Consider the following 15,039-nt stretch of genomic DNA (forward strand, 5'->3'; position numbering starts at 1 on the left):
CTATCGCCGGCGGGATTCCTCCCCCTTTTCAGGGGGAGGCGACTAGGGGGTACTCTTACTCGCCAGGGGGACTCGACTCTATTTCAGTATTCACTTATATAAGTCAAAACTGAAATAAGGAGAGACCCATGGCTTTCGATATCGTCGCCCATCTGGGTGGCATGACCCGCGAGGTCCGCAATCTCGAAAAGGACGGCCAGCCGGCCAAGGCCGTCATCGCCTCCCGCGTCTACGACACCGACGCGGCCGATCTCTGGGATGCCCTGACCCAGCCGGAGCGGCTGAAGCGCTGGTTCGCGCCTGTCACCGGCGATCTCGAACTCGGTGGCCGTTATCACGTCGAAGGCAATGCCAGCGGCACGGTCACTGCCTGCGAGCCTGAAAAGTCCGTCGCCCTCACCTGGGAGTTCGGCGGCTTTACGAGCTGGGTCACCCTCAAGCTGACGCCGGAAGGCTCCGGCACGCGACTGGAGCTGGAGCACATTGCCCATATCAGCCCTCATTGGGACCAGTTTGGTCCGGGCGCTGTCGGCGTGGGCTGGGATTTGAGCTTCCTTGGCCTCTCGGCCCATTTCGAGCGACCGGCCGAGGATGTCCGGGCCGAGGGGTTGGGGGGATGGGAAACCTCCCCCGAGGCCAAGAGCCTCGTCCGCGCTGCCAGCGACGATTGGGGTCGCGCCGCCATCGCCGCCGGCGAACAGCCGCAACAGGCCCGCAAGGCCGCCGAGGCAACCCGGGCCTTCTATTCGGGCGAAGCCCCCATGGAGGGTTGATGCACGCTTTCGACGTTCTCGGCGATCCCGTCCGCCGCCGCATTCTCGAACTGCTGTCCGAGCGCGAGCATGCCTCGGGCGAGGTTGTGACGGTAATATCGGCCGAGTTCGGCATATCGCAGGCCGGCGTCAGCCAGCACCTCAAGGTGCTGCGTGATACCGGTTTTGCCCAGGTGCGCCCTGAAGGCACCCGCCGCGTCTACGTGCTCGATACCGCGCCCTTGCGCGATATCGACGATTGGCTGGAGCGTTTCCGCGTCTTCTGGCCGCACAAGCTGGAGGCCCTGGCGACGGAAGTCGCCCGCGGCAAGAAGTCCCGCGGCTCGGATGATTAGCGGACGGCGATGGCCTCGATCTCGACCAGGAAGGCGGGCGAGGCCAATGCCTTGACGAAGAACAGGCTGCTGGCCGGTGGGGGCGCCGGCAGCAGGGGGCCCATGGCGGCGCGATAATCGTCGATCGAGACGCCCTCAGCCAGGAAGATGGTGTATTTGGCGACATCGGCCCGGCTCATGCCGGATTCGGCCAGCACGGTGTCGAGATTGGCAATGGCGGCGCGCACCTGGTCGCCCACACCCTCGGCGACGCTGCCATCGGCCAGCATGCCCACCTGCCCGGATACGAACAGCATGCGCGACGGCGAAGTGATCTCGACGCCGTGGCTATAGGCAGGGGATGTCGGCATGCCCGACGGGTTGAATTTGCGCAGCATGGTTTTTCCTTGGTCTAAAGAGAGGCTTGGCTGGCCGCTATTGGCAGCGTGGCTCGCCCAGAACGATCCTGAACTGCCTCGGCCCCGCCCAGCCCTCGCCCTGCCTATCGGGCAGGTCTTCGATAGTGATGTCGAGCGTGCAGGCGCCACCCCTGACCTGATAGTGATCGGGCTCCACCCACTCGATTGCTTCGATGCCGTCGAAGCCAAAAGCGTCGGTCACCGCGCTATCCTCGATGATAGCCAGCAATTCCTTCTGCCGCTGCCATTGCGGCGGCAAAGCGGCCAGGGCCGGCAACGCGAATGTGAGGCTGATGAGACTTCCGATCGCAAGGGCTCGCATGCCATCCTCCGGGACGTTCCGACCTATGACTTGCCACAGCTTGGCGCGGCGCGGAACCACCTGTTGCCGCAATTGCTTTCTAGGTTAGCTTCACAAGAACAATCAGCCAGGGAACCAAACCCATGATTCGCCGCGATGCCTTGCTGCTCGGTCTCAGCGCCGCCTTTGCCCTCAGTGTTCCGGCCCTGGCGCTCGACCGCGCCCTGACCCCCGAGGAGCAGCAGCTCATCGCCGATATCGGCGCCCACAACTCGGCCATCCGCACCATGGTTGGCCGGTTCCTGCAGATCGACACCAATGGCGGCCGTACCGAGGGCACCTTCTTCCTCGAGCGTCCCGACAAGGTGGCATTCCGCTATGCCCCGCCCAGCCGCGAGGAAATCGTCTCGGTCGGCCGCGGCTTCTACGTGCTCAACCGCCGCGACGAGACCTATTACGCCTATCCGCAGGACACCATTCCGCTGCGCCAGTTCCTCGGCGACCAGATCAACCTGCTCGACGCCAATGTGACCGACGTCACCAGCTCGGATGGCTACATGTCGATCACGGTGATCGACGAGACCGTGGCCGGCACCGTGCAGGTGTCGCTGATCTTTGATACCGACACCAAGGACCTGGCCCAGTGGAGCCTGATCGAGCCATCAGGTGCCGAGCTGACCTTCTCGCTCTATGACGTGGAAAAGGGCGTGGAAATTCCCCGCGCCTTCTTCTCGATCCCGGCCACGTTCAAGGCCGTGGAGCAGTAGAAGCCTATCGCATCACCAGCAGCGCGATGATCCCGGCGCTGCCGACCGCGATCCGCCACCAGGCGAAGGGCGCGAAGCCGTGCTTGCTGACGAAGTCGAGCAGGTAGCGCACCACGATCGCACCGACCACGAAAGCAGCGGCGAAGCCGATCGCCACATTGAGCGCGATCGAGCTGTCGATCAGGTCGCGGCTCTTGTAGAGGTCGTAGCCGAACGCCCCGACCATGATCGGCAGCGCCACGAAGAAGGTGAACTCGGCGGCGCTGCGCTTGGTCGCGCCAAACAGCATGGCGCCCACTACCGTCGCACCCGAGCGCGATACGCCGGGGATCAGGCTCAGCATCTGGAACAGCCCGACGATCAGCGCCAGGTGCCAGGGATATTGGTAGATATCGTCATAGGTCTCGCGCTTGGGCATGCGGTCGACGAACAACAGCACGATGCCGCCCACCAGCAGCGAAATGCAGATCGTCATCGGCGATTCCCACAGCGCCCCCTGGATGAAATCGCGCAGCAACACGCCGGCAGCCACGGCCGGCAGGCACGCCAGGATTACCGAGAGCGCGAACGTCCAGGCATAGGCTTTGCCGGTCAGCGCATCGCGCACTAGCATGGCCAGCTTGGCGAAATAGATGGTGACGATGGCCAGGATGGCCCCGAGCTGGATCAGCACCACAAAGGTCGCCGGCTGGGTCAATCCGAAGAAATGACCCGCCAAAAGCAGGTGGCCGGTGGAGCTGACCGGCAGGAATTCGGTAAGCCCTTCCAGGATTCCAAGGATCAGCGGCACAAAAAGACCTTGATCGGCGTTCATTTGATCCCCTAATTCAGTCCAATGGGCCCATAATGCCGGCAAGCCCTAGCGCTGTTCGCATGCAGCGCCAAGGCGCGTTCCCGCGGCGGCCCTCAAAAAGAGACGAGTGTCCAGATGCCGAGCCTGCTTCATCACCCACTCGATCCGTCGTCGCGCCTCATCCGGCTCATGTGCGCGGAGTACGGTGTGCCGCTCGACATGGAGGAGATCAAGCCCTGGCTGCGCACGGCAGAGTTGCTTGAAATCAACCCCGCCGCCACATTGCCGATCCTCTTGGGTGACAGCGACCAACCCATTGTCGGACTGCTGGCCAATATCCACACGATCGAAGACCTCTACACGCCCAGCGTCGTCACCGGCCTGATCCCGGCCGAGCCTGGCGCGCGTGCCGAGATGTGGCGGATGATCGAATGGGTCATCGGCAAGCTCAACGACGAAGTGACGCGCTACGTGCTCGAGGAAAAGATCGTCAAGCGCGACCAGCGCGGCGCTACCCCCGACCCGGCCGTCTTGCGCGTCGCCAAGGCTAACCTCAACGAGCACATGCTCTATTTCAACTGGCTCTTCGCCACCCGCTCCTGGCTGACCGGCGACGCCATGACGCTCGCCGATTTCGCCCTGGCGGCACATCTGTCGACGCTCGACTATCTGGGCGATATCGACTGGGGCAAGGCGGGCGAAACCCGCGACTGGTATTCCCGCATCAAGTCGCGCCCGGCCTTCCGCACCCTGCTCAACGATCGTGTCGTCGCCATGCCGCCGCAAAAGGGCTATGCGGACCTGGATTTTTAGACGGCCACCGCCGCGCTTCCCATCAGTCGTCACCCTCGGGCTTGACCCGAGGGCTCTACACTTTCTGTACTTTGCTTTAAGTACAGTGCCCTCGGGTCGAGCCCGAGGGTGACGTGCGGTGGTGGGAAACGTCCCATGGAAAGTTACGACATTCGCGATGCCGAAAAGCTCGTCGCCGAACTGCGCATCCGCGCCAATGCGCTGGGCTTTGACAGTTTCGGCATAGCCGCCGCCGATGCGCGCCCCGACCTTCCTGAAAAGCTGAACGCCGCCATCGCTGCCGGCTGGCATGGCGACATGGAGTGGATGGCCGAGACCGCTCAGCGCCGCGCCAGTCCCCGCGGCATGTGGCCCGAGGCCAAGTCGGTCATTCTGCTCGGCATCAATTACGGCCCCGAGACCGATCCCCTTGCCATTCTGGGCGAGAAGTCGCTGGGCTCGATCTCGGTCTACGCCCGCAATCGCGACTATCACGAGATCATCAAGGGCAAGCTCAAGGAACTGGCGGGTCTGCTGGCAAGGCGCTCCGGCGCCGAGGTCAAGGTTTTCGTCGATACCGCCCCGCTGATGGAAAAGCCGCTGGCCGAGGCCGCCGGGCTGGGCTGGCAGGGCAAGCATACCGTGCTGGTCAGCCGCGACTTCGGCTGCTGGCTGTTTCTGGGCGCTATTCTGACCTCGGCGGAATTGCCCGGGAATACCCAGCATGAAGAAAGCTGCGGCTCATGCACACGCTGCCTCGATATCTGCCCCACCAATGCCTTTCCCGCGCCATTCCAGCTCGATTCGCGACGCTGCCTCGCCTACCTGACGGTGGAGCATAAGGCCCAGATTCCGTTGGAGTTTCGGGCGCCGATGGGCAACCGCATCTATGGCTGCGATGATTGCCTCGCCGTTTGCCCGTGGAACAAGTTTGCCTCGGTCAGCCGCGAGGCCAAGCTCCGCGCTCGCGCCGATCTCGAACGACCTGTCCTTGCAGACCTCGTGCAACTGGACGACGAGCGCTTCCGAACCCTGTTTGCCGGCTCACCGGTCAAGCGCATCGGCCTCGGCCGCTTCCTGCGGAACGTGTTGATCGCCATCGGCAATTCCGGCGATGCGACGCTGTTGCCCTTGGTGGAGCAACGGCTGGATGACGACAGCGACATCGTGCGCGGTGCTGCCGTCTGGGCCCTGCGGCGATTGGCGCCGGAGCGGGCGAGCGCGCTCAGCCTTGCCTATCTGGCGCGGGAAAGCGATAGCTCTGTGGCCAGCGAATGGACCGTGGAACTCTCATGAACGCGTTTTTCTTCGGCCTCGGATTTTCATCCACCGAGGCCTCGATGCAGATGCTCGCTTCGGGTCATTACGCGACCATCGGCGGCACCACGCGGACCGCCGAAAAGGCAGCCGTGTTACAGACGAGGAATCTGCATGCGCATGTCTTCGGCGGCACCGCGCCCGGCGCGACACTCGGCCCGGACTTGCGCGCCGCTAGTCATGTGATCTTTTCCATTGCGCCGGGTAGCGATGGCGATCCGGCGCTGCTTCACCATCGCGCCGATCTGGATGCCGCGCCGGACCTGCAATGGCTCTGCTATTATTCCACCGTCGGAGTCTACGGGGATTTCGGCGGCGCCTGGATCGATGAATCGGCGCCCCTGGTGCCGCGCAACGACCGCAGCGATCGCCGCGTGCTGGCCGAACAGGGCTGGCGCGATTACGCGGCGCAACGCGGCGTGCCGCTGACCATCCTGCGGCTGGCCGGTATCTATGGCCCCGGCCGCTCCACCTTCGACAAGCTGCGCGACGGCACCGCCCGTCGCGTCGTCAAGCCCGGGCAGGTGTTCAACCGCATTCATGTCGAGGACATTGGCCGTGTCACCGCCCTTGCCGCCGCTGCCCGGCTCAACGGCACCTTCAACCTGGCCGACGACGAGCCGGCGCCGCCACAGGATCTGGTGACCCATGCGGCGGCCATGCTGGGTGTCGAGCCGCCGCCCGAAGTCGCCTTCGCCGTCGCCGAGATGACGCCGATGCAGCGCAGCTTCTATGCCGACAACAAGCGCGTCTCCAATGCCGCGATCAAAAAGGCGCTGGGGATCGAGCTGCTCTATCCCAATTACCGCGACGGCCTCGCCGCCATCTTCAAGGACGAAAGATCATGACCGCTCCGCAACCGGCCAAGTCCGCCCCCGAACGCATCGTGCTCGAGGGCCGCTATGTCCGGCTTGAGCCCATTGCCCAAAAGCATGCCGCCGACCTCTACGAGGTGTCCACCATGCCCGGCGGCGCCGAGCGCTATCGCTGGCTGTTCAGCCAGGCGCCGGGGAACCTGGCTGAGATGGAGGCGCGGATCGAGCAGGCCGGCAGGGAGACCGATCCGACCTACGTGGCGGTCATCGACAAGGCCAGTGGCAAGGCGGTGGGCCAGCAGGGCTGGATGCGCATCCGCCCCGAGCACGGCTCGATCGAGATCGGCGGCATCTATTGGGGCCTGCCCATGGCACGGACGCCTTTGGCGACCGAAGCTTTGTTCCTGTTCGCGCGCCACGCCTTCGACGACCTCGGCTACCGGCGCTTCGAATGGAAGTGCAACGACCGCAACGAGCCGTCCAAGGCGGCCGCGCTGCGTTTCGGCTTCCAGTTCGAGGGCGTGTTCCGGCAGGACATGATCATGAAGGGCGTCAACCGCGACACCGCGTGGTTCTCGATTCTTGATGGTGAATGGCCGGCAATGCGCGCGGAATATGAGCGCTGGCTGAGCCCGGACAATTTTGACGCGGACGGCCAGCAGAAGTCCAAGCTCGTCACCCGATGAGGCTGTTTCACCTCAGTGACAATCCGGCCATTGCCTATTTCGCGCCGCGCCCATCGGACTACACCAGCATGCCAGTGGTCTGGGCCATCGACGCGGCCAAGCGGGCCAATTACATGCTGCCGCGCGATTGCCCCCGCGTCTGCTTCCGCGCTGCCGCCACCAGTTCGGCGGATGACCGGGCGCGGTTCCTCGGCACCGACCGGGCGGTGATCGCGGTGGAACAGGCCTGGTGGGAGCGCATCCGGACCACGACGCTTTTCGACTATGCCATGCCGTCAGCCGGCTTTCGCCTGCACGATGAAAGCGCCGGCTATTGGGTCGCTGAAACTCCGGTTACGCCGCTCGGTGTCGAGGATATCACCGACCTGCCCGCCGCCATCGCCGCGGAAAACGTCACCCTGCGCGTGCTGCCCTCGCTCTGGGCCCTGCACGACGCGGTGGCATCATCGAGCCTGATGTTCTCAATGATCCGCATGCGCAACGCCGCGTTACGGTAGCGCCTTCCTCTTGCTCGGTGGTTGGCGAGGGCGCACCCGTCGCTGCGCGGCGGGAGGCGTGTTGCTCTTGATATCCACCCAACCACTGCGCTTCCCGCCGACTTGATCCGCGGGTCTCTCGCAACACGGCACAAGCGGTGAGTGACCCTCGGGTCGAGCCCGAGGGAAGCGCCGGTGAGTGGGATTCATAGTGCCCCACAAACGCCGTCGGTAGCCCTAACCCTCCGCCAACCGCACCACCGCATCACGCAACCGCACCAGATCCTCCTCGCGGCTCAGACGATGGTCGCCATCGGGGATCAGGGTCAGCGTCACCGGATCGTGCAGCATGTGGGTGGTGAGCTTGATGGCCTGCGCTTGCGGCACGTCCGGATCCTTGCCGCCCTGCAGGATGACGACCGGGCACCCCGTTTCGATGACGCCGCCAAACAGCAGGTGCCGCTCGCCATCCTCGATCAGCGCCCGGGTGATCCGGTAGGGCGTATCGGAATATTGGCTGGGTTGGTCGACATACCCCAGGTTCTGCAGCGATTCGTGCTCCTCGGGCGTGAACTCGGGCAGCATCAGCTCGCGCGTCATGTCTGCCGCGGGCGCGATCAGCACCATGCCGTGGAGGCGCATCTCGCCGCGCCTGAGCAGCGCCCGCGCCAGCAGCAGCGCAATCCATCCGCCCATCGACGAGCCCACGATGATCTGCGGCCCCGTGGTCAGCGCGAAGACTGCCTCGGCCTCTTCCAGCCAGCGGCTGATGGTGCCGAGATCGAAATCGCCCCCCGAAACGCCATGGCCCGAATAGTCGAAGCGCGTGACCGCATAACCCTGTTCCGCGCCGAGGGCATCCAGTGCCATGGCCTTGCTGCCGGCCATGTCGGAGCGGAAGCCCCCGAGCCAGAAAATACCCGGCGCGGCACCGGCCCTCTGCTCGACGGCGATGTCGCGCGCGGCGCTGTCGCTGCCGACGGTGATGGTGAGGCGGGTAGGCGCTGGCATGGGTGGTTTTTTCCTCCGGGGAGCAAGGCGAACGGGCAGCCGGGGTGCTGGCGGCGTCGATCACGGCGTTTCAAAGGCGCAATGGGCCGGAATTTCGGGCACTTTGCCAGTTGACTTATGGCCCCGGTAACACGATTTTATGGCCGATTTCACCACTTGGCTTAACAACGCAAGGATCGTTTGCCATTCGCCGTCCAATGAGACCAGTTGCGCCCCAGAAAGATGGGCCGCTCTCGAACGAAGATATCACCAGCGCCGATGTCCAACTCATCGATGCTGAAGGCGAGAACCGCGGGATCGTCAACACCCGTGCGGCGCTCGCAGAAGCACAGGAACAGGGTCTCGACCTCGTCCTGATCTCTCCCAACGCTGTCCCGCCGGTCGCCAAGATGCTCGACCTCGGGCGCTTCAAGTATGCCGCGCAGAAAAAAGCTGCCGAGGCCCGCAAGAAGCAGAAGGTGATCGAGGTCAAGGAAGTCCAGCTGCGTCCGAATATCGACACGCACGACTACGACACCAAGATGAAGGCGGTCGAGCGTTTCCTCGACGATGGCGACCGGGTTAAGGTCACCATGCGCTTCCGCGGTCGCGAAATGGCCCACCAGGAACTGGGCATGATGCTGCTGGTCAAGGTCAAGGACCAGTTCGAGGCTCTGGCCAAGGTCGAAAGCCAGCCCCGCTCCGAAGGCCGCCAGATGGTCATGGTGCTGGCGCCCAAGTAAGGGCGGCCGAGACGGAATATTTGAAAAGGGCAGGTCCGGTGGGCCTGCCCTTTTGTTTGGCGGAAGGAAGCAAGGATACCGCCCTCCTAGCCTCCCCCTGAAGGCCCGCTTTATATGCCAACCCGTCTGCGTCGTTGACAGGCTTTCATCCAACGCGGTTTTGGTTCAAGTTTCGTCCAGCGGCGTCTGAGATGCCGTGACCCGGGGGCGGGCAGGCATGGGGCTGTTCCGTAGACTGAGATGGGTGATCCTCCCGCCGCGACCGCGGCGCTGGACAGTGCCGCACACGCCGGATCGACCGATTCCCCGCGAGATGCGATTCCCGGTCGTGCCAGCGAACCAGCCACAGCCGACGGAAATTGTCGTGCGAGGCCGATGCTGGGTGGTGGATGGCGATACGATCGTGATCGACAAGCTGCATATTCGTCTGGCCGGCATCGATGCGCCCGAGTTGGACCATCCCTTCGGACAGCAGTCGAAATGGGCGATGGTGAAATTGTGCAGGGGCCAAGTCGCCACGGCTCGTATCAAGCCGGAAATGTCATATGACCGCGTTGTCGCCGAGTGCTTCCTGCCCGATGGGCGCGACTTGGCGGCGGAGCTGGTGAGGGCTGGCCTGGCACTGGACTGGCCAAAATTCTCGGGCGGCAAGTATCGGCATCTTGAGCCTGTCGATGCGCGAAAGAAGCTCTGGCGCGCCAAGCTGCGCCAGGGCGGTGTGATGTGGCCCGTCGACGACCCGGTGCTCGTCAGGACACCACTGGACGTCCAGGGATACCAGCCGAGACCCCTCGCATTGCCGTCGCTCGCCGCCGCGGCTGGCCGGGTCTTTAGACCAAGGTATCGTCTGGGGTGGATCGCCGCGTCGGGCCTGCTGGCGCTGCTGGCCGGCTGTCACTTCGTCGGCAGCACGCCTCAGCGCATGCCCGCCAGCGTCACCCAAGCCGCACCGCCATTGCCGAGCGTCCAGGTAACCGCCAGCGCGCTCAATGTCCGGGAACAGCCGGCAGGCAATTCTCGCGTCCTGGCGCGGATAGTGCAGGGAACCACGATCACCCCGATACGGATGTCTGGGAACTGGTATGCCGTTGGGACCCGCGATGGCGGTGTCGGCTGGGTCCACCGCGACTATCTGAAGCCGGTCGGCCAGTGAGGAAGCGGGCTGTTGGCCCGCCTTCCCGTTTTGATCGGCCAGCCTCAGGCCGCCAGCTTGGTCCAGTTCGGGGCGATGGCCGTGCCGTGGCCGAGGCCGTAGCCGAAGCGGATGTTGAGCATGCCCAGCGGTTCGAGCAGCCGGGCGGCGTCGATGCCGCCGGTCTTTTCGACTGCAAAACCCGAAAGCTTGACGATCTCGGCCACGGCCGTGACGGCGGCCTCGTCATTGCCGGCGACGAATACGGGGACGTCGGCGGTCTGGGTCGCCGGCAAGTCGAACAGGCCGGCAAAGATGGTGTTGTAGGCCTTGACCACGCGGGCATTGGGTGCGGCGTCCTGCACCTGCTCGGCCGCCGACGTCGTGTGGCCGATGCTGAGGCCCGAGAAGTCGGCCTTTACCGGGTTGGAGATATCGAGCACGATCTTGCCGGACAGCGCTGGGTTGGCCGCGGCCTCCAGCGTCGTGCCGAAGGGCAGCGCGAGGACGACGATATCGGCCTTGGCGATGGCGGCATTCTGGTCGAGGGCGCTGACACTACCTGGAAGGGTCGCGGCGAAGGCGGTTGCGGCGGCGGTGTCGCGCGAGGCCAGCACCAGCTCGGTCTTGCCGGCGAGACGCTTGGCAAGACCCTTGCCCATATTGCCCAAGCCGATAATTGCGATGGTGGTCATTTGAGTATCTCCGTGGCGTGAGGTTTCGATGACCTCAAGATGCACTCTCCCCATTGCAAAGAAAATTGCGTGGATTGTGCAGTCTTAATTGCATAGAAGTATCGAATGGCAGATCTGGCCGAACTCGAGACCTTCATAGCGGCGGCGCGTGCCGGCAGTTTTGCCCGGGCTGCGCGGCAATTGAACCTGTCGCCGGCCATGGTTGGCCGCCGTATCCAGGCGCTGGAGCATCGCCACGGCGCACGACTGATCGAACGAACCACGCGCAGCCAGCGGCTGACTGAGACCGGCGAACAATTCCTGCTGCGGGCCGAAGCCCTGCTGGAGGCGGCGCGCGAACTGGACGAGCTGACCCGGCCCGAACCGGCACGCCTATCCGGCCGCATAAGACTGACCGGCCCTACCACTGTCGGCATCAAGCGCCTACCGGCCATCATCGCGCGCTTCACTGCCGCTCATCCCGACGTCATCGTCGAGATGAGCCTCAGCGACCGGCGGGTGGACCTTGTGACCGAGGGCTTCGATCTGGCTGTGCGCATCGGCGAGTTACGCGCTTCGTCGATGATCGCGCGGCGGGTCGGCACCTATGAATTCGCCTGCTGCGCTTCGCCCGATTATCTGGCGCGCCACGGCACGCCCGCTGATCCCGAGCAGTTGCGTGACGCCCGCTGCGTGCTCAATCTCAATCTCATCCCGCGCAATCGCTGGCCGTTCCAGCAGGCCGATGGCACGCCCTTTACCGTGGAGGTGCGCGGTAATGTCGAGATCGACAATGGCGAAGCTCTGCGGGCAGCGGCGATCGGTGGCGCCGGTATTGCCTACATCCCGCTCGACCTGGTGGCCGACGATCTCGCCAGTGGCGCGCTGGTGCGAATACTTGAGGGTTGGAGCCTGCCCAGCCTGCCGATCCATACGGTCCACCCGTCGCGGCAATTGGTGCCGCGACGGGTGATGGCATTCATCGACGCGGTGGCCGAGGGGTTTAAGGCCTAGGTCTGGCCAGTCGCCGATCACGATACTCCCACACCCACCGGCTCTCCCGCGGACTTGATCCGCCGGTCTCCCGCCGCTTGTGACGCGTTCGGAGTGGCCCTCGGGTCAAGCCCGAGGGAAGCGATTGTGGGTGAGATGGTGCCTGAGCGCTGGCCCCTATGCCAGCGCTGCCGCGACCTCCGCCGCCAGCGGAATAGCCGGCTGCGCGCCGGGCTTGAGGCACGCGAGACTTGCCGCAACGGCGGCGCGCTTCATCGCCGCTTCCAGCGTCAGTCCGGCATCGAGCCCGGCGGCCAGATAACCGCAGAAGGTGTCGCCGGCACCGACAGTGTCGATCGGCTTGATCGGCAGGGCCGGCACATGCAGCAGCGTGCCATCGGCCGTCGCGGCCTTGGCGCCGTCGCCGCCCAGCGTCACGATGATGGTCTGGTTGTGCTGTTTGGCCCAGTCGACCATGGCGCTGTCGAGTTCGGCAATGCCACGGCCCGAGACCAGCTCGAACTCGGTTTCGTTGGCGACGAGGATCGACGCCTTGTGCGCCACGCTGGGCGTGCTCTCGAGGTAGGGCGCGGTATTGAGGATCGACACCAGCCCATTGGCCTTGGCGATATCGAGCGCCCGCTCGGTGGCGGCCTGGGTGATTTCCTGCTGCAACATGACGATGCTGCCCTTGGGCAGCTTACCCAGAGCGGCATCGGCATCTGCCGATGTGATGGTGGCATTGGCGCCAGGCAGTACGGCGATGCAGTTTTCGCCGTGCGCGTCCACGAAGATCATGGCCACGGCGGTGGCTCCCGGCGCCGTCTTGAGCGCGCTGAGGTCGACACCGCCGGCGCGCAGTAATGCGGTGGCTTCGGCGGCAAAGAGGTCATCGCCCACCGCGCCGACATGCTTGACGTCGGAACCGGCACGGCGCGCGGCCAGAGCCTGGTTGGAGCCCTTGCCCCCCGGTGCGGTGGCGAACACGCCACCCAGAACGGTTTCACCCGGCCCCGGCAGGCGCGGAACGGTGCCGATTTGGTCGAGTCCGGTGGAGCCGAAAACGGTGATCATGCGAGCATCTTCTCTATCGTGTTCCAGTTACGCATCGTATCGAGCGCACCCTTGCCCAGTTTGGCATAGAGCGGCTTTAGCACCTCTTCGACCGCCTCGGTATAGCGCCCATTGGGCTGCCGGTAGCCGGCGATATAAACTTCGCGCGGGTCGATACGCAGGATTTCGGTATGGCCCGGCACACCCTCAAGCGCAATCCCGGCCGGCAGGGCCTGATCGAGCATGAGCACGTGCCGCGCCACATCGGCCTTGGGATCGAGGCTGTCGAACGGATGGTCCCTGAGCATGGCCGTCAGCTCGGCCTCGGAGCGCAGAACCACGCCGACAGCAAAGCCGAAACGGGCCTCGATCGCCTTTTCCAGCCGCGACTTGATGTCGGCCGCCCCGCCCTCGGCGACAAGGCGGACATTGCCGCTGGCGACCACCGTCTTGATTTCGGTGAAGCCGGCTTCTTCGAGGCATTCGCGCAGCTCGGCCATCTTGACCTGCCGCTTGCCCAGATTGATGCCGCGGAGAAAGGCGATCCACACGCCCATCAAGCTTTGCCCTTGCTCTGCGGATAGATGGTTTCGCCCTTTTCCAGCATCTCGACAAAGCCGGCAATCTTGCGGGCGCGCGCTGCCGGGGTCTTGAGATTGATGGTGCGGAAGATCAGGGCGAAGCGGTTCTGCGCCGTCAGGGTGCGATAGAACGCGCTCGCGGCAGGGTTGGCCTCGATGGCCGCCAGCAAGTCCTCGGGCGCATCCATGGTCGTACCATAGGAGGCATCCCAGCGGCCGTCAGCCTTGGCGATGTCGACATGCCTCAGGCCATGCGCGGTCATTTTGCCTTCCTCGACCAGCCGGGCAACATTGTCCTTGTTGATCTGGCTCCACAGGCTTTTCTTGCCGCGATGGGTATAGCGCTGGACGAAGGAGATGTCGTCCCAGCTCTTGCGGATGGCATCGATCCAGCCCCAGCACAGCACCACGTCGATGGCTTCCACAGCGGTGATCGTCGGCTTGCCGCTGGCCTTCTTGAAGATGCGGATCCAGACCTCGTCCTGGCTGGCGTGATTGGTCTTGAGCCAGTCGTAGAACGCGTCCTTGCTGACAAATTCGCGGACCTTGTCCGGGTCGACATGCACGGGCGGCATCTAGACCTCGCTCACGCCGGCATTGGCGAGGATCACTTCCAGATGCGGGTCGAGCTGGTCGGCCGGCGGCACCTGAATGCCGAACGTGCCAGCAAGAACCTCGCGTATCTCGGAGACGCTGGTGAGCTCGCGCACTTCGGTCGGCTGGCCCTCGACGCGCGTGCTCAGCCGATTATTGCGCAGCACCAGGCGCTTGCCCGAGGGTGACAGCGCCGCCCTTAGCTCCTTGCGGAACGGGGCGTCGGGATGCGTCGACAGATAGGTATTGGATGGCTCGTAGTCAGCCTCGGTCTTTTCGGTGAGGTCGAAGACGTAGAGCGCGCGCCATTCGTCGCCCACCTTGGCTTCAAGCTGCCACAGCGGATCCCCGCCGGTAAGACGAAAGGTCTCGTGCGGCGTGGTCTGTTCGACATCCGCCCGTAGTTTGAGCGGCGTGGTCAGCGTCAGTCCGCCATTGCCGACATCGGCAATATAGGTAGTGCCGCTGATATCGACGGCCAGCAGCATGTGATGCGCGTCGGCATCGATCGACGGCGGATCAGACCAGACGACGCGGGCGGCGAGATTGCGGACATTGAAGTCGAGGTCGCGCAGCATGGCCGAGAGCAGCAGGTTGTGCTCGTAGCAATAGCCGCCGCGCCGCTCATGCAGCAGTTTCTTCTCGATGCTGGCAATGTCCAGCGCCGTTGGCAGGCCGATGACGGAGTTGAGATTTTCAAAGGCAATGGCTGCCGGGTGCAGCGCATGAATGAGTTCGAGTGTCGCCAAGGTCGGGGCGATCGATCCGGCAAAGCCGATTCGCTCGAGATAGGCGTTGAGATTGACCTTATGGGCCATTGGCCACC

The 15,039-nt window shown here is 64.3% G+C and carries 20 protein-coding genes; 11 read left to right on the forward strand and 9 right to left on the reverse strand.

Annotation, left to right across the window (positions count from 1 at the left end; translation table 11 throughout):
* Nucleotides 1–128: 128 nt before the first annotated feature.
* Nucleotides 129–773: an SRPBCC family protein gene (locus MF606_RS00365; protein ID WP_240231447.1), complete on the forward strand. Its 645-nt coding sequence runs from the start codon at nucleotides 129–131 to the stop codon at nucleotides 771–773.
* On the forward strand, nucleotides 773–1,108 hold the full coding sequence (locus MF606_RS00370; protein ID WP_240231448.1) for an ArsR/SmtB family transcription factor: 336 nt from the start codon (nucleotides 773–775) through the stop codon (nucleotides 1,106–1,108). Before MF606_RS00365 ends, MF606_RS00370 begins: the two co-directional genes overlap by 1 nt.
* On the opposite strand, the gene MF606_RS00375 is transcribed toward MF606_RS00370, so the two are convergent.
* A complete protein-coding gene (locus tag MF606_RS00375) occupies nucleotides 1,105–1,485 on the reverse strand; it encodes a RidA family protein (RefSeq protein ID WP_240231449.1) in 381 nt (126 codons plus the stop codon). The two genes, MF606_RS00370 and MF606_RS00375, sit on opposite strands and share 4 nt — an antisense overlap.
* A gap of 37 nt (nucleotides 1,486–1,522) precedes the next feature.
* Nucleotides 1,523–1,828, reverse strand: coding sequence for a hypothetical protein (locus MF606_RS00380; RefSeq protein WP_240231450.1), 306 nt, complete (start codon nucleotides 1,826–1,828; stop codon nucleotides 1,523–1,525).
* Nucleotides 1,829–1,950: 122 nt separating this feature from the next.
* On the opposite strand from MF606_RS00380, the gene MF606_RS00385 reads away from it, so the two are divergent.
* Entirely contained in the window at nucleotides 1,951–2,574 is a 624-nt protein-coding gene (locus MF606_RS00385) for a LolA family protein (RefSeq protein ID WP_240231451.1), read from the forward strand.
* 4 nt (nucleotides 2,575–2,578) lie between these two features.
* On the opposite strand, the gene MF606_RS00390 is transcribed toward MF606_RS00385, so the two are convergent.
* Nucleotides 2,579–3,388, reverse strand: a complete 810-nt coding sequence (locus MF606_RS00390; RefSeq protein ID WP_240231452.1) for an undecaprenyl-diphosphate phosphatase — start codon at nucleotides 3,386–3,388, stop codon at nucleotides 2,579–2,581.
* Between the two features lie 114 nt (nucleotides 3,389–3,502).
* Between MF606_RS00390 and MF606_RS00395 the strand changes: the two genes are divergently transcribed.
* From MF606_RS00395 to MF606_RS00415, 5 genes are all read left to right on the forward strand, one after another.
* On the forward strand, nucleotides 3,503–4,180 hold the full coding sequence (locus tag MF606_RS00395) for a glutathione S-transferase family protein (protein WP_240231453.1): 678 nt from the start codon (nucleotides 3,503–3,505) through the stop codon (nucleotides 4,178–4,180).
* Nucleotides 4,181–4,315: 135 nt separating this feature from the next.
* Nucleotides 4,316–5,455, forward strand: a complete 1,140-nt coding sequence (gene queG / locus MF606_RS00400) for a tRNA epoxyqueuosine(34) reductase QueG (protein WP_240231454.1) — start codon at nucleotides 4,316–4,318, stop codon at nucleotides 5,453–5,455.
* The gene (locus tag MF606_RS00405) at nucleotides 5,452–6,324 is read left to right on the forward strand and encodes an NAD-dependent epimerase/dehydratase family protein (RefSeq protein ID WP_240231455.1); all 873 of its coding nucleotides are present in this window, start codon (nucleotides 5,452–5,454) and stop codon (nucleotides 6,322–6,324) included. Before queG ends, MF606_RS00405 begins: the two co-directional genes overlap by 4 nt.
* Nucleotides 6,321–6,977, forward strand: a complete 657-nt coding sequence (locus MF606_RS00410; protein WP_240231456.1) for a GNAT family N-acetyltransferase — start codon at nucleotides 6,321–6,323, stop codon at nucleotides 6,975–6,977. Before MF606_RS00405 ends, MF606_RS00410 begins: the two co-directional genes overlap by 4 nt.
* Nucleotides 6,974–7,474 carry a DUF6886 family protein gene (locus tag MF606_RS00415; RefSeq protein WP_240231457.1) on the forward strand — a complete coding sequence of 167 codons (501 nt, stop codon included), beginning with the start codon at nucleotides 6,974–6,976 and terminating at the stop codon, nucleotides 7,472–7,474. The genes MF606_RS00410 and MF606_RS00415 overlap by 4 nt, the downstream gene beginning before the upstream one ends.
* Nucleotides 7,475–7,690: 216 nt before the next feature.
* Here the strand turns inward: MF606_RS00415 and MF606_RS00420 are convergent, their stop codons facing one another.
* Complete coding sequence (locus MF606_RS00420; RefSeq protein ID WP_240231458.1) at nucleotides 7,691–8,464, reverse strand: alpha/beta hydrolase; 774 nt, start codon at nucleotides 8,462–8,464, stop codon at nucleotides 7,691–7,693.
* Between the two features lie 185 nt (nucleotides 8,465–8,649).
* Here MF606_RS00420 and infC point away from each other — a divergent pair, with 185 nt between their 5' ends.
* Together infC and MF606_RS00430 are read left to right on the forward strand one after the other, a co-directional pair.
* Nucleotides 8,650–9,186, forward strand: coding sequence for a translation initiation factor IF-3 (infC, locus tag MF606_RS00425; RefSeq protein ID WP_240233914.1), 537 nt, complete (start codon nucleotides 8,650–8,652; stop codon nucleotides 9,184–9,186).
* 403 nt (nucleotides 9,187–9,589) lie between these two features.
* Entirely contained in the window at nucleotides 9,590–10,339 is a 750-nt protein-coding gene (locus MF606_RS00430) for an SH3 domain-containing protein (RefSeq protein ID WP_240231459.1), read from the forward strand.
* A 44-nt stretch (nucleotides 10,340–10,383) separates the two neighbouring features.
* On the opposite strand, the gene MF606_RS00435 is transcribed toward MF606_RS00430, so the two are convergent.
* On the reverse strand, nucleotides 10,384–11,067 hold the full coding sequence (locus MF606_RS00435; RefSeq protein ID WP_275693109.1) for an NADPH-dependent F420 reductase: 684 nt from the start codon (nucleotides 11,065–11,067) through the stop codon (nucleotides 10,384–10,386).
* A 51-nt stretch (nucleotides 11,068–11,118) separates the two neighbouring features.
* Here MF606_RS00435 and MF606_RS00440 point away from each other — a divergent pair, with 51 nt between their 5' ends.
* A complete protein-coding gene (locus MF606_RS00440) occupies nucleotides 11,119–12,006 on the forward strand; it encodes a LysR family transcriptional regulator (RefSeq protein ID WP_240231461.1) in 888 nt (295 codons plus the stop codon).
* Nucleotides 12,007–12,162: 156 nt separating this feature from the next.
* Here MF606_RS00440 and MF606_RS00445 read toward each other — a convergent pair whose 3' ends face one another.
* The 4 genes from MF606_RS00445 to MF606_RS00460 are packed head-to-tail and all read right to left on the reverse strand — an operon-like array spanning nucleotide 12,163 to nucleotide 15,031.
* Nucleotides 12,163–13,059, reverse strand: coding sequence for a ribokinase (locus MF606_RS00445; RefSeq protein WP_240231462.1), 897 nt, complete (start codon nucleotides 13,057–13,059; stop codon nucleotides 12,163–12,165).
* Nucleotides 13,056–13,595, reverse strand: a complete 540-nt coding sequence (locus MF606_RS00450; protein ID WP_240231463.1) for a DUF1697 domain-containing protein — start codon at nucleotides 13,593–13,595, stop codon at nucleotides 13,056–13,058. Before MF606_RS00450 ends, MF606_RS00445 begins: the two co-directional genes overlap by 4 nt.
* Nucleotides 13,595–14,194, reverse strand: a complete 600-nt coding sequence (locus MF606_RS00455) for a YdeI/OmpD-associated family protein (RefSeq protein WP_240231464.1) — start codon at nucleotides 14,192–14,194, stop codon at nucleotides 13,595–13,597. The genes MF606_RS00450 and MF606_RS00455 overlap by 1 nt, the downstream gene beginning before the upstream one ends.
* Nucleotides 14,195–15,031, reverse strand: a complete 837-nt coding sequence (locus MF606_RS00460; protein ID WP_240231465.1) for an arylamine N-acetyltransferase family protein — start codon at nucleotides 15,029–15,031, stop codon at nucleotides 14,195–14,197. It lies immediately after the preceding gene.
* Between the last annotated feature and the right edge of the window lie 8 nt (nucleotides 15,032–15,039).

The organism is Devosia lacusdianchii, from assembly GCF_022429625.1.
In the GTDB taxonomy this organism is placed as follows: Bacteria; Pseudomonadota; Alphaproteobacteria; order Rhizobiales; family Devosiaceae; genus Devosia; species Devosia lacusdianchii.